Genomic DNA, 23,626 nt, shown 5'->3' on the forward strand with positions numbered 1-23,626 from the left:
ATGTCTGAACCGTTAAGGGTTTCGGCGCGTCGCATACGATGAAAATAGTCGTATGTTGAGCCGACAGGCCAAATCATACATTTAAGATGCATCTTTAGGCAAAGGGGAAAATGCCCTTTTGTTGCCAAAAGACGGGAAATTTTCGTACCTTGATCTAAGTTAAGGACAGCAGGATGGGAAGGCAGGACAGTAGCCAGTCACGCTTGTCAGTCCTGTACCTCCATCACGAGGCGAATGCCGACCAGGGTGTAGCGGGTGTCCGGCGAATTCCAATTGCGATAAGCACAACGTGCGTACAGCGGCCACGTATGCCACGAGCCGCCACGGCGGACCTTCACCGAACCTTCTGCCGGTCCAGGAGGATTGTCCAGGGGCGAATGCGCGTAATAGGTTTCGTCATGCCAGTCGGCCGTCCATTCCCACACATTCCCATGCATGTCATGCAAGCCGAAGGCATTGGGCGCGAATTGACCTACCGGGGAGGTAAAGGGATAGCCGTCATGGCTCGATAACGCAAACTGTTTCCATTTCGTCCAGTTGGCCACCGAGTCAGCATCGAATACATTCGCCACCTTGCTTAGCGACGCCGGGTCATCGCCGCTGTGGTAGTGGGTCCGCGTGCCGGCGCGGCAGGCATACTCCCATTCCGCCTCGGTCGGCAACCTGTAGCGGCGGCCTTCGGTCTCGCTCAGCCAGCGCGCGAGTGCCTGCGCATCGTGCCATGTCACGTTCACAACCGGATGGTCGTCGGCCTGTTCGAATCCCGGGTTTTGCCAGGAATAGCGGGGGTCACGTCCCTCGAACGCATCGCCCCGGCGCGACGAAGCCGGATCGTATGCGGGGTTGTATCCGTATCCGCCCGTACCGTCCGCAATCGACTGAGGCACATGGCCCGACGCCTGGAGAAATCGGCGGAACTGGCCGACAGTCACCTCATGTCGTGCCATGTAAAACGGCCTCGTGAACCGGACCGGATGCATGGGCACCTCGTCGGTCAGGTCGCGAAGGCGGCGCTCCTCGTACTGTGGAAAGACGTGGGCAAGGTCCTGCGGCGATGCGTCGCTTCCCATCATGAACTCGCCCGCCGGGATCAATACCATCTGCATGCCCAGGCTGTTCTGCATGGCCTCCTGCGAGGCAGGGACGGTGCCGCAGGCGCTGAGGAAGGTCGTCAGGACAACGATCGCGCCAAGGCGCGAAGACACGGCTACAGCAGGCTTCATTTCGCGGCTGCCTGGAGTACCGCATGAAGGCGATCCAGGTTCTGTTCGTTCGCGGGGACAATGATGTGCGCCATGCTTGCAGCGGCGCGTGGATCGTCAAGGGCCTGCCGCCAGTCGAGACGCGTTTGCCCTGCCGCCTCGCTCAGGGTAATGGTCAGCGTAAAGTTTGGCGGCGAGGCATGCCGGATGATGATGCGTTGCGGCGAGGCGTCCAGGAACATGCATTCGTTAGGATAGTTCTTGCCATCCGGCCCGTGCATGACGAACTTCCATCGCCCCTGCGGCTTGAATTCGAATAGCTCGAACGTATTGCTGAAGTCTTTCGGTCCCCACCACCTTGCGAGCTGATCGGGATTCGAAAACGCAGCGAAGACTTGTGCGGGGGCGAATGGGAAGAGGCGGCTCGTTGTGAAAACGCCGTCAGCGCTCGGTTGTGAGGTCATAGGGGCTTCCATATTGAGGAGCGACACCTGAGGCAACGGTCGCCGGGAGTCGACATATTGCCCCGCATTCGGGCAAAACGGCAAGTCAGTAGGTGGCGTTGAACGCCTCATCATATGAAACCGTCCCTGATGGAACGGAACCATTGAACGAAAGAGTCTGGAAATATTCCTGCGGAACGCCAGGCAAGACCAACGCAGGTTCCGCCCTGAAGCCGAAGCGAGCGTAGTAGCCAGGCTCGCCCAACACCACGCAGCCAGCGGCGCCCGCCATGTGCAAATCGTCCAGCGCACGGCTCACAAGCGCACTGCCGATTCCTTTTCCCTGGCGCTCAGGCAGGACCGAGACTGGCCCAATCCCGTACCATCCGCCCGCGCCACTGGAGATGGACACTGGCGACACGGCGACATGTCCGACAATGGCACCGCCATCGGTGGCAACAAGTGATATGGCCAACTGCCCGGCCTTCCGTAGCGCATTGACGATGAATTGTTCGGTGTGGCTGGTGTGCGGGGCATGCAGGAAAGCGTTGGTTGTCAGCGCTTCGATGTCTGCGATGTCTGAGGCCGCTTCGCTTCGAATTTCAATGGGCATAGGATCCGGATCCGAGTACCGTAGGCTGGGATGAAATCCCGGCAGTGCCGTACGAATGAAAGCTGGGACTGCATCCCAACCTACGGTACTCCACCACCGCCGACATCGCCCCTCTGCACCTCATAGCGCAACTCCGCGAATCCCGTCCCGACCTGTCGAACCGAAACCAGACGAAGCGGCGGTTTCGTGACGTTCCGGGGGAACAAGGGCTTGCCCTTGCCCAGCGTGACCGAACCGACCTGGACAATGAGCTCGTCGAGAAGGCCGGCATCGTAGAATTGACCGGCAAGATCGCCCCCGCCCACGATCCAGATGTTCTTCGTGCCCGCCGCCTTCTTCATCTCGGCATGCACGGGCCGCACGTCGCCACGGACGAATTGCATGTTCGCGCCTTGAATCGGTGGAAGTACCCGACTGGTGAAGATCCACGTCGGCTGTGCATAAGGCCACGGCGATCCGGTTTCAGTAGCGACCTTATCCGCATGGCGCAGCATCCACTCGTAGGTTGACGAGCCCATTGCCAGCGCACCGACTCCCTTGATGAATTCGGGATAGCTTGTATCGTTCACATCGCCAAGCGGAAACAGCCAATCCAAAGAATCATCTTCCGTGGCAATGAATCCGTCGAGGCTCGTTGCGGTGTAGTACTGGGTCTTCATAACGTCGGCTTCTCCTGCGTTGGCGCTTGGCGCTGCTCACCAGTGCCGTAGGCTGGGATGCAATCCCAGCAGTCCTGGTAGCAATGACAGCCGGGATGACATCCCAGCCTACCACGCTTCATTTGTTCAGAAACTAAAGCGCCCGGCCGTCAAAGTGCTGCACCGGTACCGTCGACAGATCGACATTCTCCAGGCAACGGATATTGATGGCCGCCATTGCATTTCCCTTGGCGTCCGCGCCTTCTCCATATGGATGAATACCGCAGGCCGGACAGAAGCGGTGCTTGATGACGTGCTTGTTGAAGGTGTACGTGCTTGCCGCATCTTCATCGGACAAAAGATGCAGGTTTGTGCGGGGGACAAACCAGAGCAGGGAGCCTTTGCGCTGGCAGATGGAACAGTTGCAGGCCATGGCTCCCTTGAGTTCTCCTTCCACTTCAAACGAGACTTTTCCGCAGTGGCAACTGCCTTTGTATTTCATTTTGTTCTCCTCCTTGTTTATTGGCGTTCGGCTCCTTCGCCAGAAGCTTGCTCGGACATAGACGCCTATGCCAGCGCGAGACGCTGCTGCTGTTTCGGCAGAAACTCGCGAATGTCGCGCGGCTTGCGACGGCGCGGATGCTCGATCTCGTCGCGACGCAGGGCGCGTGCCGCTTTCCATAACATCACGTCATCCTCGTAGGGGCGCAAGGCCGAGGTCCTTTCCCATGTTATACGCCGATGTGTGTCGAAATCCCACAGGACCGGGGTCAGTCCATCGAGCTTGCCTTCCGCCTGCAACTTGAGCGCGACGCCCATCACATCGCCCGCGTGCGGCATGTCTTCGGGAAAATGAATGGAATTGGCCCATGCGCGCATGTCGCAGAAGTCGAGGACCTGGCCGCGTACCGGTTTTTGCCAATGATCGGGATGCGCGCTCCGGTTCGGCCAGCGGCCCGCGCCTACCGATGTGCCTGCTTTGAACATAGTGGGCTCCTTGTTCAAGTGGCGACGGGATCGGTGTCCGGTCTGTCGCCGAGGGAGGCCTGGATGCCTCCCTGTTTCAATGCGGCGTTGACGGTTCAGAGGGTTTCAGTTCCCTGAAAACCGGCAAAACCAAGTACTGTTCAGACATACAGTACACCCTTTTTCTCCCTTTGTCCATGCGGGTTTGCGGCGAGTTCCCCTCCTTTCCAGGACGCAAACAAAATCTGTACTTGCGCTTTAAATAAAGTAGAACTATATTCAATTTAAATTTACTCTATTTAATTTTAAACACGATGGCTCCGAGGAATTACGACAACTCCCTGCGCAAGGAAATGGAAGCGGACACGATCCGCCGGATTGTCACGGCGACCGTCGAACTGCATGCAGAAAAAGGCGCACTCGCCACAACGCATGCGGACATTGCGGATGCAGCCGGTGTCTCCGTCGCCACCGTCTACAAGCATTTCCCCTCGCGCGAAGCGCTGCTGCCCCATTGCACCGGCATGGTGGCGGAGCAGGCGCCGCGCATCGACCTGCAGGAAATCCTCGGAACACACGACCAGAAAAACGCGTCGGGCCGCCTCGTACGTGCGCTGCACGGACGCTACCGCTTCATGCATCCCTGGATGCGTTGGGGAGCGCGCGATGCGGCTGCCCTGCCCGCGCTGGAAAAGATCATCGCGGAAGGCCGCCGAAAAACCGAAGGCCTGGTGCGCGCAGTACTCGACAGCGTCGCCGCGAAGCCGGTGACGGATGAAACCTTTGCCCTTGCCATGGTCATCCTCGACTATCCCGCATGGCAGCGGCTCGACCAGATGCTGAACGACCCGGAGCGGGTCAGCAGCGCCGCAGAGCAGGCTCTGCAACTCCTGTTGTCCTCAATGCCCCAAGCGAATGGAAGGAACTGACCATGGAAAGCACGCAACACCCCGCCACCACCGTGGACGAAGTGGCAAACGGCATCTATCGCATCTCGACGCCGGTCCCGCCGGAAGCCATGCCGGGCGGATTCTCCTTCAACCAGTATCTGGTGGCGGCCGAGAAGCCCCTGCTCTACCACACCGGCCCGCGCAAGCTGTTCGAGCAGATCTGCGGCGCGATCGAACGCATCATGCCGGTGTCCCGGCTCGCGTATATCGGCTTTTCGCACGTGGAAGCCGACGAGTGCGGTTCGCTGAACGAGTTTCTCTCGCTCGCGCCGAAGGCGGTGCCGCTGTGCGGCCAGGTTGCCGCCATGGTGTCGATCGACGATATCGCGCTGCGTCCGGCGAAAGCGATGGCGGATGGCGAGGTGCTGGACCTGGGCGGACACCGCATCCGCTGGATCGCGACGCCCCACCTGCCGCATGGATGGGAATGCTCGATGGCGTACGAAGAGACGACCGGAACGCTGTTGTGCGGCGACCTGTTCACGCAGCCCGGTCATGCGAATCCTGCGCTGACCGAAGGCGACATCCTGGAATCGAGTGAAGCATTCCGTCACCAGATGGATTACTACGCGCACAGTCCGGAAACACGGCATCACCTGCAGCGCCTCGCGGACCTGCATCCGACGACCCTGGCGTGCATGCATGGAAGTGCATGGCGCGGGGATGGCGCAAGACTGCTGGGGCAGTTGTCCGACCGGCTGACGCAGCGATAGGCAATAAAAAAAGGCACCGGAAATCCGGTGCCTTTTCTGCTCTAAGCTGCTGCGCCGATCACTTGCCCGGCAGCTTGCCCTGCACGCCTTCGACGTAGAAGTCCATCTTGTTCAGCGCGTCGTCGTTCAGCGCGCCCTTGTCGAGGCGAACCTTGCCTTCGTTGTCCTTGACCGGTGCATCGAACGGGGTGATCTTGCCCGACACGATATCCTTCTCGGCCGCGGCGACGAGCTTCTTCACATCATCCGGAACGCTGGCGTTGATCGCTTCCAGCTTCACGAAGCCGTCCTTGATGCCGCCCCAGGTGCCGCTGGTCTTCCACTTGCCGTCGATGACTTGCTGCGCGGCCTTGGTGTAGTAGTCGCCCCAGTGGTGGGTGACCGCTGCGAGCTGCGCCTTCGGACCGAACTTCTTCATGTCGGAGTGGTAGGCCACGGCAAACTTGCCCTTCTCTTCCGCTGCCTGCACGGCGGCGTGCGAGTCGGTGTGGTGCGTGACGACGTCTGCACCCTGGCCCATCAGGGTGATGGCTGCATCACGCTCCTTGCCCGGATCGAACCAGCTGTTGACCCAGATGACGCGCACTTCCGCCTTCGGGTTCACGCTGCGCATGCCGCGGGTGAAGGCGTTGATGCCTTGCAGGACTTCGGGAATCGGGAAGGCGCCCACGTAGCCGGCGACGTTGGACTTGGTCATCTTGCCTGCGAGGACGCCGGCGAGGTAGCGGGCTTCATAGAAGCGCGCGTTGGCGGTGGCGACGTTCGGCGCGGTCTTGTAGCCGGTGAGGTGCACGAACTTGACGTCCGGGAACTGCTTCGCAACCTTGAGCGTCGGGTTCATGTAGCCGAACGAGGTCGTGAAGATCAGCTTGTTGCCCTGCTGTGCCAGGTCGCGGATCACGCGCTCGGCGTCGGCGCCTTCCGGCACGCTTTCGACGAAGCGGGTCTTGACCTTGTTGCCGAGCGCCTGTTCCATCTGCTTGCGGCCCATGTCGTGCTGGAAGGTCCAGCCGGCTTCACCGATCGGGCTGACATAGACGAAACCGACATTGAGCGGCGCCGGGTCCGCGGCAAAGGCCATTACTGGCAGTACGGCAATCGCGGCCAGGGCGGCGCGCATGAAGCTTTTCGACATGGTTGTCCTCTACAGAAATTCCCACTGGTTAATCAATGGACGCCGCATCACGCCGAGTGGGAAACACGGCGCAATTGTCCGGACGACGGGCGACCGTGCGTCGAAGTCCGCGTTGTTTGACAGCGAACAAACCCGAGATTATCTCCGGATTTTCCTTTCCTGCAGTCAACTCGGATGGAAATTTTTTCCAAGCGAGGCCGGCATGTTCAGCTTGATCCAGTTGGCGTTGGTCGAAATCAGCACCAGCACCACGATGGTCGCCAGATAGGGCAGCATCGACAGCCACTGCGAGGCGATCGACACGCCCAGGCCTTGCGCGTGGAAGGTCATGATGGTTACGCCGCCGAACAGGTAGGCGCCGACCAGCACGCGCGCCGGACGCCAGGTGGCGAAGGTGGTCAGCGCCAGCGCGATCCAGCCACGGCCGGCGACCATGCCTTCCACCCACAACGGCGTGTAGACCAGCGACATGAAGGCGCCGGCCAGGCCGCAGCAGGCGCCGCCGAACAGCAAGGCGGCCAGGCGGATCTTGCGCACGTCGTAGCCGAGCGCGTGGGCGGAGGATGGCGATTCGCCCACCGCGCGCAGCACCAGGCCGGCGCGGCTGCGGTACAGGAACCAGATGATGGCTGCGCACAGCAGCAGCGACAGGTAGACCATCGGATGCTGGCGGAACAGCGCGACGCCGAGAACCGGAATCTCGCCGAGGATGGGGATAGCGAACTTCGGATTCTCCAGGCTGTGGCCGACGTAGCTGATGCCGATGTAGGCCGATGCCCCGCCGCCGAACAGCGACAGCGCCAGGCCGGTCGCGTATTGGTTGGTGCCGAGCCAGACCGTCATCAGCGCGAAGAAACCTGCCAGCAGCATGCCGGCGCAGGCGGCGGCGATGAAGCCAAGCGTCACGCTTTCCGTATGCACGGCAGTGGCGAAGCCGACGATGGCGGCGACCAGCATCATGCCTTCGGCGCCGAGATTGACCACGCCGGACTTTTCATTGATGAGCAGGCCAAGCGCGGCCAGCATCAGCGGCGTGCCGGCATTGATCGACGCGGCGACCAGTGGCGCGAAGGATTCCATTATTTTCTCCAGCTCAATTTATAGTGGATCAGCACGTCGCAGGCCAGCAGCGAGAACAGCAGGATGCCCTGGAACACGCCGGTGATGGCGTTGGGCATGCCGAGCCGCGACTGCGAGAGTTCGCCGCCGATGTAGAACAGCGCCATGATGAAGCTCGAGAACAGCACGCCGACCGGATGCAGGCGACCCACGTAGGCCACGATGATGGCGGCGAAACCGTATCCCGGCGAGACGGAAGGCGTCAGCTGTCCGATCGGGCCGAGCACTTCGGCGGTGCCGGCGATGCCCGCCAGCGCGCCGCACAGCAGCATCGAGGTCCACAAGGCCTTGCGCGAGGAGAAACCGGCATAGCGCGCCGCCGCCGGCGCCATGCCGCCGACTTGCAGGCGGTAGCCGGCGAAGCTGCGCGACAGGAACAGCCAGCCGAGCGCGGAAGCCAGCACGGCCAATGCGAAACCGAAATGCAGGCGCGTCCCTTCGATGATGTTCGGCAGCAGGTAGCCGTCGGACAGCATGCGCGACTGCGGGAAGTTGAAACCTTCCGGATCGCGCAGCGGGCCATGGACCACGTAGTTGAGCAGGAGCTGCGCGACATAGACCAGCATCAGCGACACCAGGATTTCATTGGCGTTGAAGCGGTCGCGCAGGAAAGCCGTGATCGCCGCCCACGCCATGCCGCCCGCCATGCCGGCAAGCAGCACGAGCGTGATCATCATCGCCCCGCCGCCTTCACCCTGGTCGAAATACAGGCCCACCGCACCGCCCGCCATGGCGCCGACGACCAGCTGGCCTTCGGCGCCGATGTTGAACACGTTGGCGCGGAAGCAGATCGCCAGGCCGACCGCGATCAGCAGCAGCGGCGCGACCTTCACGCCGACTTCCGCCCAGCCTTGCAAGTCCTTGATCGGTTCGATGAAGAATACCGAGAGGCCGGTCACCGGGTTCTTGCCCAGCGCAAGAAACAGGATGACGCCGCAAGCCACCGTCAGCAGCACGGCAAACACCGGCGACAGCCACGACATCAGCACGGACGGGCTGGGCCGCTTTTCCATCTTAAGCATGGGCGGCCTCCTGGCGTGCCGGTTGTTTCTCGTCCCACAAGCCGCTCATCCACTGGCCAATCAGGTCGACCGTGGCCTGCGAGCGCTTGATGGACGGCGACAGCCTGCCCTTGGCGATCACCACGAGGCGGTCCGAAATTTCAAACAGTTCATCGAGTTCCTCCGACACCACGAGCAGCGCGCAGCCAGCGTCGCGCAGTGCGACCAGTTCGGCGCGGATCTGCGCGGCGGCGCCCACGTCCACGCCCCAGGTCGGCTGCGCGACGATCAGCACTTTCGGGTCGCGCATCACTTCGCGGCCGACGATGTATTTCTGGAGATTGCCGCCCGAGAGGCTGCCGGCGGTCGCCTGCGGCCCCGGCGCCTTGACCTTGAAGCGCTTGATGATGGCGTCGGCGAGGTCATGGATCGCACCAAACCGGATCAGGCCGGAGCGGATCGTTGACGTGTTCTGGTGCGACAGCAGGATGTTCTGCGCCAGCGAGAGATCGGGCACGGCGCCGCGGCCGAGGCGCTCTTCCGGCACGAATCCGAGCCCGCGCTTGCGGCGGCGCGCGGCGTTCATGCGCCCCACCGGTTCGCCGTTGAGCACGATCGCGTCCGGCCGCGCGCGCGGGTCTTCACCGGACAAGGCGGCAAGCAGTTCCTGCTGGCCGTTGCCGGACACGCCGGCGACGCCGACGATTTCGCCCGCATGCAGGTCGAGGTTGATGTCCACCAGCTCGGTACCGAACGGATGGCTCTTCGGCAGCGACAGTTCGCGCAGCGAGAGCAGCTTGTCACCCGGCAGGCGATCGACCGCCTTGATGGCCGGCGGCTCGGCGCCGATCATCATGCGCGACAGGCTGGCCGCGGTTTCCTGCGTCGGATCGCAGATGCCGGTCACCTTCCCGGCGCGCATGACGGTGCACTTGTGGCACAGCGCGCGGATTTCGTCGAGCTTGTGGCTGATATACAGAATGCTGCAGCCCTCTTTCGCCAGCTGGCGCAGCGTGTCGAAGAGTTTTTCGACCGCCTGCGGCGTCAGCACCGATGTCGGTTCGTCAAGGATCAGCAGTTGCGGCTTGGCCAGCAGCGCGCGCACGATTTCCACGCGCTGGCATTCGCCGACCGATAGCGTATGGACGTGGCGTTCGGGTTCGAGCGGCAGGCCGTACTGGTGCGAGATTTCGCGGATGCGCATGCTCAATTCATGCAAGTCGGTGTCCTTGGGCAAGCCGAGCGCGATGTTTTCAGTGACGGTCAGGGTGTCGAACAGCGAGAAGTGCTGGAACACCATCGCGATGCCGAGCTTGCGCGCCTCGGCGGGATTGGCGATGTTGACTTCGCGGCCGTTCCAGAACACCTGGCCGGCATCCGGCTTGACCGCGCCATAGATGATTTTCATCAGGGTCGACTTGCCGGCGCCGTTCTCGCCGAGGATCGAATGGATCTCGCCGGGCAGAACGTTCAGGTCGACGCCGTCATTGGCGACCACGGAAGGATATTTCTTCGTGATCCGGCTCAGGGTTAAGCGGGTATCCATGTCTCACTCTTCAGGGAGCTTCTACTACATAAAACGACGAAGGCGTAATGGTAGTGGCTCGTTGTGAATTTATTCTGGTTCTTGTCGAAAATTACAGGAAATAATCCACACCACTATACCTTTGTCTGTATGAGCAATATAGATGCCAGGATATAGGGTTGTAGGAAGTTATCTGTAGCGTTGTTTTTGCGTAGAAAGTCCTCGGTGTGAGTGCGGGAACGGCATGGGTTTTCGACTGCTTTCTTTTCCCCGTCATTCCCGCCGGCATCCTCTCAAGTCGCGCTCATCGCCCATATTCTCCCCGCCATATGCCACCTATTCAACATCCCATATCCATTCCCCTTTTTTCTATAGGACATTACAGCCACGGAGACCCCGCAGGTACGGTGGCGGCAGCGGAAGCCATGAAAATGCGTTCTAATAGCCGTCGCCGTTCTCAACCAACACATACAGGAGAGAGACGTTGAGCACCTTGGAGAACAGGCAGCGAACAGCCGAAACAGTCATCACAGGAGAAGAAAGCATGGGTTTCTTGGAGAGGTTCTTCAAGCTCAAACAACAGGGAACGGATGTGCGGACCGAGCTGCTGGCCGGCCTCACCACCTTCCTCACGATGGCCTACATCATTTTCGTGAACCCCTCCATCCTCGGTGACGCCGGCATGCCCAAGGATGCCGTGTTCGTCGCCACCTGCGTGGCCGCTGCGATCGGCACGCTGATCATGGGCCTGTACGCAAATTATCCGATCGCGCTGGCACCGGGCATGGGCCTGAACGCCTACTTCGCCTACACCGTGGTGATCGGCATGGGCTACACCTGGCAGGCGGCGCTGGGCGCGGTCTGCATCTCGGGCATGCTGTTCCTGACCATCAGCGTGCTGCGCATCCGGGAAATGATCGTCAATGGCATCCCTCGCTCGATACGTATCGCCATCACGGCGGGCATCGGTCTCTTCCTCGGCATCATTGCGCTGAAAAATGCCGGCATCGTCGCCGCCAGCCCGGCCACCTACGTCACCCTTGGCAACCTGCATGCGGCGCCGGCGGTGCTGGCCATTATCGGCTTCTTCATGATCGTCGCGCTGGACCGGCTGAAGGTGAAGGGCGCGATCCTGATCGGCATTGTCGCCGTCACGATCCTGAGTTTCATTTTCGGCGGCAACAAGTTCAATGGCATCGTTTCCGCACCGCCGTCCATCGACCCGACGCTGTTCAAGCTGGATCTTTCCGCCGCGCTGTCGATCGGCATCCTGAATGTGGTGCTGGTGTTCTTCCTCGTGGAACTGTTCGACGCCACCGGCACGCTGATGGGCGTCGCCACCCGCGCCGGCCTGCTGAAGACGGGCAAGATGGAACGCCTGAACAAGGCGCTGATCGCCGACAGCACAGCCATCGTCGGCGGTGCCTTCCTCGGCACGTCGAGCACCACGGCCTACATCGAGAGCGCTGCCGGCGTGCAGGCAGGCGGCCGTACCGGCCTCACGGCGGTTGCCGTCGCGATCCTGTTCCTCGCCTGCCTGTTCATTTCCCCGCTGGCGGGCGCCGTTCCTGCCTATGCGACCGCGCCCGCGCTGTTCTACGTCGCCTGCCTGATGCTGCGCGACCTGGCGGACGTGGACTGGGAAGATTCGACGGAAAGCGTGCCGGCTGTCATCACCGCGCTGATGATGCCGTTCACCTTCTCGATTGCGAACGGCGTGGCCTTCGGCTTCATCTCGTTTGCCGGCCTGAAGCTGTTCACCGGACGCGCGAAGGAAGTGCCGGTAATCGTCTGGATCATCGCGGCGATTTTTGTGTTCCGCTATATCTACCTCGGAGCGGAATAGTCGGCGAAAAAAATGGCCGGAGGGAAAATCTCCGGCCATGCATTAACAAGCCGCAGGTCTAAAGCGTGTCCAGCGCCCTCTCCAGCGTGGCGACGGAACGTTCGATGTTGTGCAGCTTGTCGAGCCCGAACAGGCCGACACGGAAGGTCTTGAAATCCGCCGGCTCGTCGCACTGCAGGGGCACGCCGGCCGCGATCTGGATGCCCGCCTGCGCGAACTTCTTTCCGGACTTCACGTCGTCGTCGCCGGTGTAGCTGACGATCACGCCGGGCGCCTTGAATCCATCGGCGGCCACGCTCTTGATGCCCTTGCTTTCGAACAGCGCGCGCACGCGCTTGCCGAGTTCCTGCTGCTCGGCCTTGACCTTGTCGAAGCCGTACTCGTCCATTTCCTTCATCACGTTGCGGAGCACGGCGAGGCCGTCGGTGGGCATGGTGGCGTGGTAGGCGAAGGAGCCGCCTTCGTAGGCTTCCATGATCTGCATCCACTTCTTCAGGTCGCAGGCGAAGCTGCTGCTGGTGGTGGCGTCGATGCGGTCGCGGGCGAGCTGGCTGAGCATCACGAGGCCGCAGCAGGGCTGTGCGCTCCAGCCTTTCTGCGGCGCGCTGACAAGCACATCGATGCCGACGGCCTGCATGTCGACCCAGATCGCGCCGGAGGCAATGCAGTCGAGGACGAACATGCCGCCCACCGCATGCACGGCTTCGGCCACCTTGCGCAGGTAGTCATCGGGCAGAATCATGCCGGAGGCGGTTTCGACGTGCGGCGCGAACACGAGGTCGGGCTTCGTTTCGCGGATGGTGGCGACGACTTCCTCGATCGGTGCCGGGGCGTACGCGGCCTGGCTGCCCTGTTCCACCGGACGGGCCTTGAGCACCGCGCATGAGGAGGGGATATTGCCCATTTCAAGGATCTGCGACCAGCGGAAGCTGAACCAGCCGTTGCGGATCACCAGGCATTTCTTGCCGTGTGCGAACTGGCGGCACACCGCTTCCATGCCGAAGGTGCCGCTGCCGGGAACGACGATGGCCGTCTTTGCGCCGTACACTTTCTTGAGCGTCGCGGAGACGTCGCGCATGACGCCCTGGAACTGCTGGGACATGTGATTGATTGCACGATCGGTGTAGACGACCGAATATTCGAGAAGTCCGTCGGGATCGACGTGGGGTAACAAACCTGGCACTCGCGCCTCCATCGTTGTGAGAGTTTCGGTCGGATTGCACTTGCCGCCGGGTAAGCGGATGCAAAACTTGCTGCTGTTCAGGCGATTCTACTGGAGCCAGCAGAAAAGGTCAGAACCGATATTGAACCAGAAAGTACCGCCTTGCACGAATATGGCGCAATCCTGCGCTGCAACATTACACTTGTCCGACACGGAAGACGTCCGTCGGCTGACACGCCGCAAAGGAAGCAGAAGAATGATCGAAGAGGAAGCAAGGGTAGTTTCACAGAAGGGCCTTTCGGGGTGGCTGGGCGAAGGCGCGCGTACCGCACTCTTCCTGCCTGCGCGATGGGAAGGACTGACGCCCTCTCCCGGCTTGGTCGCGTTATTGGTTCTTTACGGCATCCTGCTGAACCTCGCGTTCGAGCGCCTAACCCTGCCCGGCCCGGCCGTTTTCGAATGGCGCACGCTCGCGAGCGGCTGGCTGCCGACGCTGGTCGCTGCCTGGACCTGCTACCTGATGCGCGGCCCGACCCGCACCGCGGCCCACCTGTTCGGGATGGTGCTGGCGCAATCGCTGTTCGTTTCGCTAGTGGCCGGAGCAACTTATGTCGTACTGGTCAGGGCGAACCTGCACAGCGCGCGCGCATTGGGGGAAGCGGGGATGTGGGCGCTATGGCTGGGCCCTGCCCTCTGGGCCATCCTCGCCCAGGTCACCCTGCTGTCCCGCGACGGCGCGCATCACTCCGGCCGTCTTCTGCTGGCCGCGTCAAGCCTCGTCGCGGCGTCCGCCTTGCAATATGCCGTGCAGCCAGCCGGATTCTGGACGCCCGCCGACGACGACCTGCAGGAGCAGCGGCGCCGACTGAGCCTGACGCAGGAATTGATGGAAGCGCAGCCGCAGCTGCTCGCGCAGCGGCTCAGGGAAATTCCGAAGCAGCGCCCGGGCGCAATCGACGTGTACGCCATCACCTTCGCCCCGTACTCGGACGAGGATGTGTTCTTGCGTGAGAGCGCCATGGTTTCGGATGTCATGGCGCGCCGTTTTGGCGCAAAGGGCGTGCAGCTGGTCAACCACGTGCAGACTGTCAACCAGTGGCCATGGGCGACGCCGCGCAACCTGCAGCGGGCAATCCAGCGCGTGGCCGAAGTGATGGACCGCAACGAGGACATCCTTTTCCTCCACCTGACCTCGCACGGAGCAAAGGATGGCCAACTGACAGCGGATTTCTGGCCGATGACGGTCACGCCCGTGCATCCCGCCGAGCTTAAAGCCTGGCTGGACCAGGCCGGCATTCGCCATCGGGTGATTTCGATTTCCGCCTGCTATTCGGGAAGCTGGATCCCTGCCCTGGCAGGGGATTCGACGCTGGTGATGACGGCGGCCGACGCCGAACACACGTCCTACGGCTGCGGACGCGGGTCGGAACTGACGTTTTTCGGGCGGGCGATGTTCGACGAGCAGTTGCGCAATAACACGCTGTCGTTCGAGTCGGCACATGCGGCGGCGCGCGACGTCATCAAGAACCGGGAAGAGGAAGCCGGCAAGGATGACGGTTATTCCAATCCGCAGATCAGCGTGGGAACGGAGATCCGTCCCCGCCTTGCCCGACTGGAACAGCAGTTGAAGAATCAGCTGCCGCGATAGGTCGAGTACGACCAGGGGGAGACCACCAGCGGAACGTGGTAGTTCTGCGATGGATCGGCGATGCCGAAGGCGATGATCACGCGGTCGACGAAACGCGGCTCGGGAAGCTTGACGCCCTGGGCGGCGAAATAGTCGCCGGCACCGAATACGAGCTCATACTGGCCTGCGCGCATCGCCTCTCCCTGCAGCAGCGGCGCGTCACAGCGGCCGTCGGCGTTGGTCACCGTGCTGCACACCAGGGTCCGTTGCGTTGCCTCCACGACATACAGTTCGACCAGCACGCCGGCGCCCGGCCTGCCCTGCGTGACGTCCAGTACGTGGGTGCTCAGTTTTCCCATTGGTTTCTCCTGTGGAATGGATTGGGGGAATGATATATCGGGAGGGTGGCTTGCTTATGGTGCTTGCGATATAGGGCTCATGCAGGCGGGCGGATAAGGTCAATCAACCCTGCCTCATCCCCGTCGTCCCCGCGCAGGCGGGGACCCATAGTGAGCTAGTTCGTGCGACTTGCCTATGGATCCCCGCCTTCGCGGGGATGACGGGCTACTTTTCAAGGGCAACCCACCGTCGTCACCCGCCTGCCACCGCCCCTATATCCAAGCCCATATACCCACTATTCACCCCATCCCCTGCCCTTCTCGCACGCATCTTGCATGATGACTATCAGACAGTCATGCATCGTCCCGATATTTCCCGTATTGCATGTCGAGGATACCCTGCATCATGTTCCGGATATAGCCAGACAACAGCCCAGTGCTAACCTAATGCCACAACAATTCATGGTTGAGAGAGCATGACACAAGCCATTCGTTACCTTTATCGCGGTGAAGTTCAGACCGTTTCCGACGTGTCTCCGACCCGCACCATCCTGCAGCAGGTGCGCGAAGAACACCGCTGCACCGGCACCAAGGAAGGATGCGCCGAGGGCGATTGCGGCGCCTGCACCGTGGTGATCGGCGAGCTGAAAGGCAATACGGTCGAACTGAAGGCCGTCAATTCCTGCATCCAGTTCGTGCCCACGCTCGACGGCAAGGCACTGTTCACCGTGGAAGACCTGAAGCAGCCGGACGGCGCGCTGCATCCGGTGCAGCAGGCGATGGTCGAGTGCCACGGTTCGCAGTGCGGCTTCTGCACGCCCGGCTTCGTGATGTCCCTGTGGGGCCTGTACCTGAAGCAGGAAGACAAGTCCTGTTACCCCGAACGCAAGGAAATCGACGATACGCTGTCCGGTAACCTGTGCCGCTGCACCGGCTACCGCCCGATCATCGACGCGGCGCACCGCATGCTCGATCTGCCAAAGGTGAAGTTCGACCGCGACACCCTGAAAGGCGCGCTGCAGGCCATCCAGCGCCAGGACATGCTGACGTATACCTTCGAAGGCCAGTCCTTCCATATCCCGCGCACGCTCGACCAGCTGGTACAGATCCGCGCCGAGAAGCCTGCCGCCACCATCCTGTCCGGCTCGACCGACGTCGGCCTGTGGGTCACGAAGCAGATGCGCAACCTGGGCGACATCATCTACATCAACGAAGTGGCCGAACTGCAGGACGTCAAGGAAGCCGACGGCACGCTGGAAATCGGCGCCGCCGTCACGCTCAACGACGCCTATGCGGCGGTCTGCAAGCACTATCCGCAGGAACTGTCCGAACTGTGGCAGCGCTTTGCTTCCCTGCCGGTGCGTAACGCGGGCACGCTGGGCGGCAATGTGGCCAATGGCTCCCCGATCGGCGACTCCGCGCCCTGGCTGATCGCCCTCGGCAGCGAAATCGTCCTGCGAGGCAAAGACGGACAGCGTGCGATGCCGCTGGAAGCCTTCTATCTCGACTACCAGAAGAAGGACCTGCGCCCGGACGAATTCGTCGAAGCGGTCCGCGTGCCGCTGCCGCAACCCGGACGGCGCTTCCGTACCTACAAGCTGTCCAAGCGCTTCGACCAGGACATCTCGGCCGTCTGCGCTGCGTTCGCCATCACGCTCGACGGCAAGACCGTGCGCGACGCGCGCATCGCGTTCGGCGGCATGGCCGCGACATCGCGCCGCGCACCGAAAGCCGAAGCCGCGCTCAGCGGCCGCGAATGGAACGAAGACGCGCTGAACGACGCCATCAAGGCACTGGCGGAAGACTACGCGCCGCTCACCGACATGCGCGCCTCCGGCAACTACCGCATGAAATCCGCGCAGAACCTGCTGCGCCGTTTCTGGCTTGAAACACGGCCTGATGCCCCGCTGTCCGCCGAAGCGGTCAACGCATTCGCCTGCGCATGACTGGTGACACGATCATGAACAAGACGACCGAATCCTTCCTGAAGCAAAAAACCGCCGCCGAGTGGGCGGAAGTCGGCGTGCCTCGTCCGCACGAATCCGCCTTCCTGCACGTCCTCGGCGAGGCCCGTTATGTCGACGACATTCCGGAAATGCAAGGCACACTGCATGCCGCGCTCGGCCTGTCGCAGAAAGCGCATGCGCGGGTCAAGGGCATGGACCTCACGGAAGTGCAGGCGTCGCCCGGCGTGGTGGCGGTCTACACGGCCAAGGACATTCCCGGCACCAACGACTGCGGCCCGATCATCCACGACGATCCCATCCTGGCAGACGGTCTCGTGGAATATGTCGGCCAGCCGATCTTCCTGGTCATCGCCGACACGCACGACAACGCACGCCGTGCAGCACGGCTGGCGAAGGTGGACTATGAGGAACTGCCCGCGATCCTGACACCGCAGGAAGCGAAGAAGGCGCAATCCTTCGTGCTGCCGCCGATGCGCCTGCGGCGCGGCGATTTCCAGAAGGCCTTCGAGCAGTCGCCGCATCGCGTCAAGGGCGAGCTGTACGTCGGCGGGCAGGAGCAGTTCTACCTCGAAGGCCAGATCTCCTACGCGGTGCCGAAGGAAGACCGCGGCATGCACGTCTACTGCTCGACCCAGCATCCGTCGGAAATGCAGCATGTGGTCGCGCATGCGCTCGGACTGCATTCGCACCATGTGGTGGTCGAATGCCGGCGCATGGGTGGCGGCTTCGGCGGCAAGGAATCGCAGTCCGCGCTGTGGGCGGCGGCAGCATCGATCGCGGCCGCAAAGCTGGACCGTCCGGTGAAGCTGCGTGCCGACCGCGACGACGACATGATGGTGACCGGCAAGCGGCACGACTTCCATTACGAATACGAGGTCGGCTACGACAACGACGGCCGCATCACCGCCGCGAAAGTGGAGATGGTATCGCGCGCCGGTTACTCGGCCGACCTGTCCGGCCCGGTCGCCACGCGCGCGGTCTGCCACTTCGACAATACCTATTACCTGTCCGATGTCGACATCCTCGCGCTGTGCGGCAAGACCAACACCCAGTCGAACACCGCCTTCCGGGGATTCGGCGGGCCACAGGGCGCGATCGCGATCGAGTACATCATCGACGAGATCGCGCGGACGCTGGGCAAGGATCCGGTCGACGTGCGCAAGGCCAACTTCTACGGCCGCAGCGACGAGGAAGGCCGCAACGTCACGCACTACGGCCAGAAGGTGGTCGACAATGTGATCCACGAAATCGTCGCCGAGCTGGAAGCAGACAGTGACTACCGGCAGCGTCGCGAAGTCGTGCGCGCCTTCAATGCATCCAGTCCGGTGCTGAAGAAAGGCATCGCGCTCACGCCGCTCAAGTTCGGTATCGCCTTCAACCTCACGCACCTGAACCAGGCCGGTGCGCTCGTGCATGTGTATGTGGACGGCTCGGTGCTCGTCAACCACGGCGGCACCGAGATGGGCCAGGGCGTCAACACCAAGGTGGCGCAGGTTGTCGCGCATGAACTCGGACTGGACCTGTCGCAGGTACGCGTGTCGGCAACCGACACCAGCAAGGTGGCGAACACCTCGGCCACCGCGGCATCCACGGGCGCGGACCTGAACGGCAAGGCCGCGCAGGATGCGGCACGGCAGATTCGCGAGCGCCTGACCGCCTTTGCCGCGCAGGCATGGAAGGCGGACCCGGCCGGAATCCGCTTTGCCGACAATCACATTGTCATCAACGGCACGCCGCAGCCCTTCAACGAAGTGGTGCGCAAGGCCTACAATGCCCGCGTGCAGCTCTGGTCGGACGGCTTCTACGCCACGCCCGGCCTGCACTGGGATGCGGCCACCATGACCGGCAATCCCTTCTTCTACTTCGCGTATGGCGCGGCGGTATCGGAAGTGGTGGTCGACACCCTGACCGGCGAATGGAAACTGCTGCGCGCCGACGCACTCTACGACGCCGGCAATTCGCTCAATCCTGCAATCGACATCGGCCAGGTGGAAGGCGGCTTCATCCAGGGCATGGGCTGGCTGACGACCGAGGAACTGTGGTGGAACAAGGCGGGCAAGCTGATGACGCACGCGCCGTCCACCTACAAGATCCCCGGCATCTCCGACTGCCCACGCGATTTCCGCGTGAAGCTGTACAAGAACCGTAATGCCGCCGACAGCATCCACCGCTCCAAGGCGGTGGGCGAACCGCCGCTGCTGCTGCCGTTCTCGGTATTTTTCGCGATCCGCGATGCGGTGGCCAGCGTCGGCGGCTACAAGGTGAATCCACCGCTGAATGCGCCGGCGACCAGCGAAGCCATCCTCAACGCAGTCGACGCGGTGCGCGCAGCATGATGAACTGGCTCGACGCAATCCGTGCCATCACCGCCCGTGCAGAACCGGCAGTGCTGGTCACGGTTGCGTCCGTGGAGGGTTCCGGCCCGCGCGAGCCGGGGGCGAAGATGCTGGTCACGCGCTCGTCGCAGTTCGACACGATTGGGGGCGGACACCTCGAAATGCGCGCCTGCGAACTGGCGCGCGACATGCTGTCCATGCCTTCCGCCCTGCCCGCTTCCGAACGTCGGCTAGCGCGATTTGCGCTCGGCCCGAGTCTTGGCCAATGCTGTGGCGGCGTTGTGCATCTCGCATTTGAGCGCGTCGATGGCGCGGCGCACGCCTTCTACGCTGCGCTTGAAGAAATCTGGCGGCAGCGGCAGGATGCCTGGCGCGTGGTGGCACTGGATGCCGCCGTTGCGCCTGTTCTGGTTGACACCGACGGGCATTCGCTGCAAGGATCGCTGCCCCCGTCGCTGTCCGGCATTGACCGGGAACGCGGCTGCCACGTGATGAAAGATGCCGACGGCCGCAGCTGGATGGTCGATCCCTGCCTCGCCTACCGATCGCACCTCGTGCTGTTCGGCGCGGGCCATGTGGGCGCCGCCATCGTGCGCGCGCTGGCCGAACTGCCCTGCCTCGTCACATGGGTAGACGAGCGCGAGGACCTTTTTCCTGCGAACCTGCCGGCAAACGTGAAGATCGAGGCGACGGATACCCCGGAAGCCGTGGTCGACGAAGTACCGCCCGGCGCCAGCTATCTTGTCATGACGTACAGCCACGCGCTCGACCAGCAACTGTGCGAGACAATCCTGCGTCGCGCGGATCGCGGCTGGTTCGGGCTCATCGGGTCGAAGACGAAGCGCATGCAGTTCGAGCATCGGCTGCGCGATCGCGGCATTGGCGCTCAGGAACTTGAGACCATGGTCTGCCCTGTCGGTGTCCCCGGCATCACCGGCAAAGCCCCGGCCGTGATTGCCGCATCAGTGTGCGCGCAGTTGTTGCAGGTATGGGAAAGGGAAGAAGCCGCGCGCCGCGCCTGCAGCGGCCCCAGCCTCGTTCGCACAGTCGCAGGAATTTGACCGTATTTCAGAAAGCAAGAAAGCATTACATGACCTTGAACCCCGCAACACCCCGTTGCCAGGCTTACCGCGCCAGCATTCTCCACTTCACCGCCGACCCCGCCTTCAATGACAACGCGCACAGCTGGCATGAAGACGGCCTGCTGGTTGTCGAGGATGGCCGCGTGAAGGCAGCCGGCGACTTCGCGCAATTGCACAACACCCTTCCCCCGGACACCACCGTATTCGATTATCGCGGCAAGCTGATCGTGCCCGGCTTCATCGACACGCACATCCATTACCCGCAGACCGACATGATCGCGTCGCCTGCGCCCGGCCTGCTCCCGTGGCTGGAAACCTATACCTTCCCCAACGAGCGCAAGTTCGACGATCCCGAACACGCGCAGGAGGTCGCCCACTTCTTCATCGACGAACTCCTGCGCTGCGGCACGACGACCGCGATGGTGTACTGCACCGTGCATCCCACGTCGGTGAACGCCTTCTTCGGCGAAAGCCACAAGCGCAACCTGCGCATGGTGGCCGGCAAGATCCTGATGGACCGCAACTGCCCGGAATTCCTGCGCGACACTGCGGAAGGCGGCGTCCGCCAGAGCGAGGAACTGATCAACAGCTGGCACAACCACGGGCGCCAGCTCTATGCGATCACACCGCGCTTCGCGCCAACGTCGACCGAGGCGCAGCTGCAACTGGCGGGCGAACTGGCGCGCGCCTATCCGGATACCTTCCTGCAGACGCATGTGGCAGAGAACACGGATGAAGTGGCGTGGGTGAAGTCGCTTTTCCCCGAGTCGCGCAGCTATCTCGATGTGTATGACAAATACGGCATGATGCGGCCGCGCGCCATGTATGCACACTGCATCTGGCTCGACGACCACGACCGCGCGCGCATGCGCGACACGCAGTCGGCGGCATCGATCTGCCCGACCTCCAATCTCTTCCTCGGCAGCGGCCTGTTCGACTTCAAGCGCGCCGACGAAGCGCGCGTACCGATGGCGCTGGCCACCGATGTCGGCGGCGGGACTTCCTTCTCGATGCTGCAGACGATGAACGAGGTGTACAAGGTCGCGCGCATGGGTGGCACCTACCTGTCGGCGCTACGCATGTTCTACATGGCCACGCTTGGCGGCGCGCGCAGCATGCAGCTCGAAGGAACCGTCGGCAATTTCGCCACAGGCGTCGAGGCCGACTTTGTTGTATTGGATCCACAGGCCACGCCGCTGCTGGCGCGCCGTACTTCGCGCACCGAAAGCCTCGAAGAACTGCTGTTTGCACTGGCCCTGCTGGGGGACGATCGCACTGTCGCCGCGACGTACAGCGGGGGTAAACAGGTACACGCGCGCGGCGAAACAAATGCTGAAAAAAGCAGCACTTGAATTTGCCAATTTGACAAATAAAAAACTTGACCTCGATCAAGTTCTCCAATTTCCCTTACGCAACTGTCAGAAGGAAAAGTAGAATGGCACCCGACTCGAAAGCGGGGCCACAGGCGGGCGCGTAAGTACTACCGTCCGGGGAGGCCCGGCTTCTTTAACTGCATTGCAACAGGAGATGTCATGCACCAAACAAGCCTGAAACTGAAACACTTCGCGCTGGCAGCAGCGCTGTGCGCCGCCACCGCGGCACCCGCCATGGCACAGACCAATGTCACCGTCATGGGTCTCGTGGACGCCTATGCCGGTTCCATGCGCAACGCCGGCGACGCCAGCGCACGCAAGGTCGTCAACAGCGGCGGCATGACGACGTCGTGGATCGGTTTCAAGGGCTCCGAAGACCTCGGCGGCGGACTGAAGGCCAACTTCCTGCTGACCAGCTTCTTCCAGGCAGACACCGGTGTGCAGGGCCGCTTCCCTGGCGACACGATGTGGTCGCGCGATGCGAACGTCGGCCTGTCCGGCGGCTTCGGCGCCATCTCCTTCGGCCGTGAACTGGCACCGCACTTCCTGCCGACGATCCTGTTCAACCCGTTCGGCGATTCCTATACCTTCGCCCCGCTGATCCTGCACGCAGACGTGCCGCTGTTCAACGCGTCCGGCTGGACCAACTCCGTGGCCGGCGATACCGGCTGGAGCAACTCCATCCGCTATACGACGCCCGATTTCGGCGGCCTGAAGGCCAACCTGCACTACCAGCTCGGCGAGCAGGCAGGCAACAACGGCGTGAACAACATCGGCGCCAACGCGCTGTACTTCAACGGCCCGCTCGCGCTGACCGCGTTCTATCACACGGTTGAAGTCAACAATCCGACCGGCGGCCCGACCGCAGCCCGCCAGAAGGCCTGGATGCTGGGCGGCACCTACGACCTGAAGGCAGCGAAGCTGTTTGCCACCTACGGCCAGACCTCCCACAACATCGACCTCGACGACAAGACCCTGTCGCTGGGCGCGACCGTGCCGATGGGCGCGGGCAAGATCCAGGCAAGCTGGGCGCAGACCAAGCGTGAAGGCACCGTGGTCGGCGCCGACCAGAAGCGCACCACGACTGCAGTCGGCTACGACTACGACATGTCCAAGCGTACCGACCTGTATGCGGTCTTCATGAACGATCGCATCACCGCACAGAACAGCGGCAACAGCTTCGGCGTCGGCGTCCGCCATCGCTTCTGATGTAATTCAGCTTCAGGCAGTGGCGACAGTCGCTGCCTGGCCGCAGGGCCGGCCATAAGCCCTCCTTGCGAATTTGATCGATGGATGTCGATTGAAACTGAAACCCGGCAGACCGCCGGGTTTTTCTTTTTTGTTTGTCTTTTTCTTCGGTAACCCGATTCTGTGGTCACTCCGTTGATGCTAGCCGGGACTGGCCCCGGCGGGCCACTCACTTTCTTTGCTTCGCCAAAGAAAGTAAGCAAAGAAAAGCGACCGGTACGGTTTACTCTGATCGGTAACACATTAATTCAAGCACATGGGTAACAGTTTTTTACCCTATGGCTATCTTCATTGCTGGAGAGAGCCATGCCTTGGAAGGATGTCAAACCGATGGACGAGAAG

21 protein-coding genes are annotated in these 23,626 nt (G+C 62.2%); 9 read left to right on the top strand and 12 right to left on the bottom strand.

The genetic code is table 11. The features are described from left to right. Positions 1 to 206 precede the first annotated feature (206 nt). The 6 genes from ACNOHI_RS24105 to ACNOHI_RS24130 form a co-directional block, all read right to left on the bottom strand. Positions 207 to 1,223, bottom strand: coding sequence for a formylglycine-generating enzyme family protein (locus ACNOHI_RS24105; protein ID WP_420477269.1), 1,017 nt, complete (start codon positions 1,221 to 1,223; stop codon positions 207 to 209). Next, the gene (locus tag ACNOHI_RS24110) at positions 1,220 to 1,666 is read right to left on the bottom strand and encodes an SRPBCC domain-containing protein (protein ID WP_420477270.1); all 447 of its coding nucleotides are present in this window, start codon (positions 1,664 to 1,666) and stop codon (positions 1,220 to 1,222) included. The genes ACNOHI_RS24105 and ACNOHI_RS24110 overlap by 4 nt, the downstream gene beginning before the upstream one ends. An 85-nt stretch (positions 1,667 to 1,751) precedes the next feature. Then, positions 1,752 to 2,258, bottom strand: coding sequence for a GNAT family N-acetyltransferase (locus ACNOHI_RS24115; RefSeq protein WP_420477271.1), 507 nt, complete (start codon positions 2,256 to 2,258; stop codon positions 1,752 to 1,754). Between the two features lie 80 nt (positions 2,259 to 2,338). Continuing rightward, positions 2,339 to 2,917 carry a dihydrofolate reductase family protein gene (locus ACNOHI_RS24120; RefSeq protein ID WP_420477272.1) on the bottom strand — a complete coding sequence of 193 codons (579 nt, stop codon included), beginning with the start codon at positions 2,915 to 2,917 and terminating at the stop codon, positions 2,339 to 2,341. 133 nt (positions 2,918 to 3,050) lie between these two features. Then, positions 3,051 to 3,398 carry a GFA family protein gene (locus ACNOHI_RS24125; RefSeq protein WP_420477273.1) on the bottom strand — a complete coding sequence of 116 codons (348 nt, stop codon included), beginning with the start codon at positions 3,396 to 3,398 and terminating at the stop codon, positions 3,051 to 3,053. Between the two features lie 65 nt (positions 3,399 to 3,463). Then, complete coding sequence (locus ACNOHI_RS24130) at positions 3,464 to 3,883, bottom strand: hypothetical protein (protein WP_420477274.1); 420 nt, start codon at positions 3,881 to 3,883, stop codon at positions 3,464 to 3,466. 293 nt (positions 3,884 to 4,176) lie between these two features. Between ACNOHI_RS24130 and ACNOHI_RS24135 the strand changes: the two genes are divergently transcribed. Both ACNOHI_RS24135 and ACNOHI_RS24140 read left to right on the top strand, forming a co-directional pair. Next, positions 4,177 to 4,791 (top strand): TetR/AcrR family transcriptional regulator, encoded by a 615-nt coding sequence (locus ACNOHI_RS24135; RefSeq protein WP_420477275.1) that lies wholly within the window; start codon positions 4,177 to 4,179, stop codon positions 4,789 to 4,791. Between the two features lie 2 nt (positions 4,792 to 4,793). Then, on the top strand, positions 4,794 to 5,525 hold the full coding sequence (locus ACNOHI_RS24140; protein ID WP_420477276.1) for an FprA family A-type flavoprotein: 732 nt from the start codon (positions 4,794 to 4,796) through the stop codon (positions 5,523 to 5,525). A gap of 58 nt (positions 5,526 to 5,583) precedes the next feature. Here ACNOHI_RS24140 and ACNOHI_RS24145 read toward each other — a convergent pair whose 3' ends face one another. The 4 genes from ACNOHI_RS24145 to ACNOHI_RS24160 all read right to left on the bottom strand — a co-directional run bounded on the left by ACNOHI_RS24145 (position 5,584) and on the right by ACNOHI_RS24160 (position 10,326). Next, the gene (locus ACNOHI_RS24145) at positions 5,584 to 6,660 is read right to left on the bottom strand and encodes a BMP family ABC transporter substrate-binding protein (protein ID WP_420477277.1); all 1,077 of its coding nucleotides are present in this window, start codon (positions 6,658 to 6,660) and stop codon (positions 5,584 to 5,586) included. A 165-nt stretch (positions 6,661 to 6,825) separates the two neighbouring features. After that, positions 6,826 to 7,740, bottom strand: a complete 915-nt coding sequence (locus ACNOHI_RS24150) for an ABC transporter permease (protein WP_420477278.1) — start codon at positions 7,738 to 7,740, stop codon at positions 6,826 to 6,828. Next, positions 7,740 to 8,801 carry an ABC transporter permease gene (locus tag ACNOHI_RS24155; protein WP_420477279.1) on the bottom strand — a complete coding sequence of 354 codons (1,062 nt, stop codon included), beginning with the start codon at positions 8,799 to 8,801 and terminating at the stop codon, positions 7,740 to 7,742. The genes ACNOHI_RS24150 and ACNOHI_RS24155 overlap by 1 nt, the downstream gene beginning before the upstream one ends. Continuing rightward, on the bottom strand, positions 8,794 to 10,326 hold the full coding sequence (locus ACNOHI_RS24160; protein ID WP_420477280.1) for an ABC transporter ATP-binding protein: 1,533 nt from the start codon (positions 10,324 to 10,326) through the stop codon (positions 8,794 to 8,796). Before ACNOHI_RS24160 ends, ACNOHI_RS24155 begins: the two co-directional genes overlap by 8 nt. Before the next feature lie 523 nt (positions 10,327 to 10,849). Here ACNOHI_RS24160 and ACNOHI_RS24165 point away from each other — a divergent pair. After that, positions 10,850 to 12,151, top strand: a complete 1,302-nt coding sequence (locus ACNOHI_RS24165) for an NCS2 family permease (RefSeq protein ID WP_420477281.1) — start codon at positions 10,850 to 10,852, stop codon at positions 12,149 to 12,151. A gap of 58 nt (positions 12,152 to 12,209) precedes the next feature. Here the strand turns inward: ACNOHI_RS24165 and ACNOHI_RS24170 are convergent, their stop codons facing one another. After that, positions 12,210 to 13,334, bottom strand: a complete 1,125-nt coding sequence (locus ACNOHI_RS24170) for an aminotransferase class V-fold PLP-dependent enzyme (RefSeq protein ID WP_420477282.1) — start codon at positions 13,332 to 13,334, stop codon at positions 12,210 to 12,212. Positions 13,335 to 13,569: 235 nt separating this feature from the next. On the opposite strand from ACNOHI_RS24170, the gene ACNOHI_RS24175 reads away from it, so the two are divergent. Then, on the top strand, positions 13,570 to 14,961 hold the full coding sequence (locus ACNOHI_RS24175) for a C13 family peptidase (RefSeq protein WP_420477283.1): 1,392 nt from the start codon (positions 13,570 to 13,572) through the stop codon (positions 14,959 to 14,961). Here the strand turns inward: ACNOHI_RS24175 and uraH are convergent. Further along, positions 14,946 to 15,299 carry a hydroxyisourate hydrolase gene (gene uraH, locus ACNOHI_RS24180; RefSeq protein ID WP_420477284.1) on the bottom strand — a complete coding sequence of 118 codons (354 nt, stop codon included), beginning with the start codon at positions 15,297 to 15,299 and terminating at the stop codon, positions 14,946 to 14,948. The genes ACNOHI_RS24175 and uraH overlap by 16 nt on opposite strands. Before the next feature lie 455 nt (positions 15,300 to 15,754). Here uraH and xdhA point away from each other — a divergent pair, with 455 nt between their 5' ends. The 5 genes from xdhA to ACNOHI_RS24205 all read left to right on the top strand — a co-directional run bounded on the left by xdhA (position 15,755) and on the right by ACNOHI_RS24205 (position 23,245). Beyond that, positions 15,755 to 17,224: a xanthine dehydrogenase small subunit gene (gene xdhA, locus ACNOHI_RS24185; protein ID WP_420477285.1), complete on the top strand. Its 1,470-nt coding sequence runs from the start codon at positions 15,755 to 15,757 to the stop codon at positions 17,222 to 17,224. Between the two features lie 14 nt (positions 17,225 to 17,238). Beyond that, positions 17,239 to 19,581: a xanthine dehydrogenase molybdopterin binding subunit gene (xdhB, locus tag ACNOHI_RS24190; protein WP_420477286.1), complete on the top strand. Its 2,343-nt coding sequence runs from the start codon at positions 17,239 to 17,241 to the stop codon at positions 19,579 to 19,581. Further along, complete coding sequence (xdhC, locus tag ACNOHI_RS24195; protein ID WP_420477287.1) at positions 19,578 to 20,642, top strand: xanthine dehydrogenase accessory protein XdhC; 1,065 nt, start codon at positions 19,578 to 19,580, stop codon at positions 20,640 to 20,642. Before xdhB ends, xdhC begins: the two co-directional genes overlap by 4 nt. 29 nt (positions 20,643 to 20,671) lie before the next feature. Further along, positions 20,672 to 22,015 carry a guanine deaminase gene (guaD, locus tag ACNOHI_RS24200; protein ID WP_420477288.1) on the top strand — a complete coding sequence of 448 codons (1,344 nt, stop codon included), beginning with the start codon at positions 20,672 to 20,674 and terminating at the stop codon, positions 22,013 to 22,015. Positions 22,016 to 22,195: 180 nt separating this feature from the next. Further along, on the top strand, positions 22,196 to 23,245 hold the full coding sequence (locus ACNOHI_RS24205) for a porin (RefSeq protein ID WP_420477289.1): 1,050 nt from the start codon (positions 22,196 to 22,198) through the stop codon (positions 23,243 to 23,245). Positions 23,246 to 23,626 lie beyond the last annotated feature (381 nt).

The organism is Noviherbaspirillum sp. ST9, assembly GCF_048799745.1.
In the GTDB taxonomy this organism is placed as follows: Bacteria; Pseudomonadota; Gammaproteobacteria; order Burkholderiales; family Burkholderiaceae_D; genus Noviherbaspirillum.

What these genes read in the sequence shown, in the direction of transcription:
- guaD (WP_420477288.1), top strand. Translation starts at nt 20,672, where the DNA reads ATGACCTTGAACCCCGCAACACCCCGTTGCCAGGCTTACCGCGCCAGC.
- ACNOHI_RS24165 (WP_420477281.1), top strand. Translation starts at nt 10,850, where the DNA reads ATGGGTTTCTTGGAGAGGTTCTTCAAGCTCAAACAACAGGGAACGGAT.
- ACNOHI_RS24110 (WP_420477270.1), bottom strand. Translation starts at nt 1,666, where the DNA reads ATGACCTCACAACCGAGCGCTGACGGCGTTTTCACAACGAGCCGCCTC.
- ACNOHI_RS24130 (WP_420477274.1), bottom strand. Translation starts at nt 3,883, where the DNA reads ATGTTCAAAGCAGGCACATCGGTAGGCGCGGGCCGCTGGCCGAACCGG.
- ACNOHI_RS24150 (WP_420477278.1), bottom strand. Translation starts at nt 7,740, where the DNA reads ATGGAATCCTTCGCGCCACTGGTCGCCGCGTCGATCAATGCCGGCACG.
- ACNOHI_RS24160 (WP_420477280.1), bottom strand. Translation starts at nt 10,326, where the DNA reads ATGGATACCCGCTTAACCCTGAGCCGGATCACGAAGAAATATCCTTCC.
- ACNOHI_RS24205 (WP_420477289.1), top strand. Translation starts at nt 22,196, where the DNA reads ATGCACCAAACAAGCCTGAAACTGAAACACTTCGCGCTGGCAGCAGCG.
- ACNOHI_RS24115 (WP_420477271.1), bottom strand. Translation starts at nt 2,258, where the DNA reads ATGCCCATTGAAATTCGAAGCGAAGCGGCCTCAGACATCGCAGACATC.
- ACNOHI_RS24145 (WP_420477277.1), bottom strand. Translation starts at nt 6,660, where the DNA reads ATGTCGAAAAGCTTCATGCGCGCCGCCCTGGCCGCGATTGCCGTACTG.
- uraH (WP_420477284.1), bottom strand. Translation starts at nt 15,299, where the DNA reads ATGGGAAAACTGAGCACCCACGTACTGGACGTCACGCAGGGCAGGCCG.
- xdhB (WP_420477286.1), top strand. Translation starts at nt 17,239, where the DNA reads ATGAACAAGACGACCGAATCCTTCCTGAAGCAAAAAACCGCCGCCGAG.
- ACNOHI_RS24125 (WP_420477273.1), bottom strand. Translation starts at nt 3,398, where the DNA reads ATGAAATACAAAGGCAGTTGCCACTGCGGAAAAGTCTCGTTTGAAGTG.
- ACNOHI_RS24140 (WP_420477276.1), top strand. Translation starts at nt 4,794, where the DNA reads ATGGAAAGCACGCAACACCCCGCCACCACCGTGGACGAAGTGGCAAAC.
- ACNOHI_RS24120 (WP_420477272.1), bottom strand. Translation starts at nt 2,917, where the DNA reads ATGAAGACCCAGTACTACACCGCAACGAGCCTCGACGGATTCATTGCC.
- xdhC (WP_420477287.1), top strand. Translation starts at nt 19,578, where the DNA reads ATGATGAACTGGCTCGACGCAATCCGTGCCATCACCGCCCGTGCAGAA.
- xdhA (WP_420477285.1), top strand. Translation starts at nt 15,755, where the DNA reads ATGACACAAGCCATTCGTTACCTTTATCGCGGTGAAGTTCAGACCGTT.
- ACNOHI_RS24155 (WP_420477279.1), bottom strand. Translation starts at nt 8,801, where the DNA reads ATGCTTAAGATGGAAAAGCGGCCCAGCCCGTCCGTGCTGATGTCGTGG.
- ACNOHI_RS24135 (WP_420477275.1), top strand. Translation starts at nt 4,177, where the DNA reads ATGGCTCCGAGGAATTACGACAACTCCCTGCGCAAGGAAATGGAAGCG.
- ACNOHI_RS24105 (WP_420477269.1), bottom strand. Translation starts at nt 1,223, where the DNA reads ATGAAGCCTGCTGTAGCCGTGTCTTCGCGCCTTGGCGCGATCGTTGTC.
- ACNOHI_RS24175 (WP_420477283.1), top strand. Translation starts at nt 13,570, where the DNA reads ATGATCGAAGAGGAAGCAAGGGTAGTTTCACAGAAGGGCCTTTCGGGG.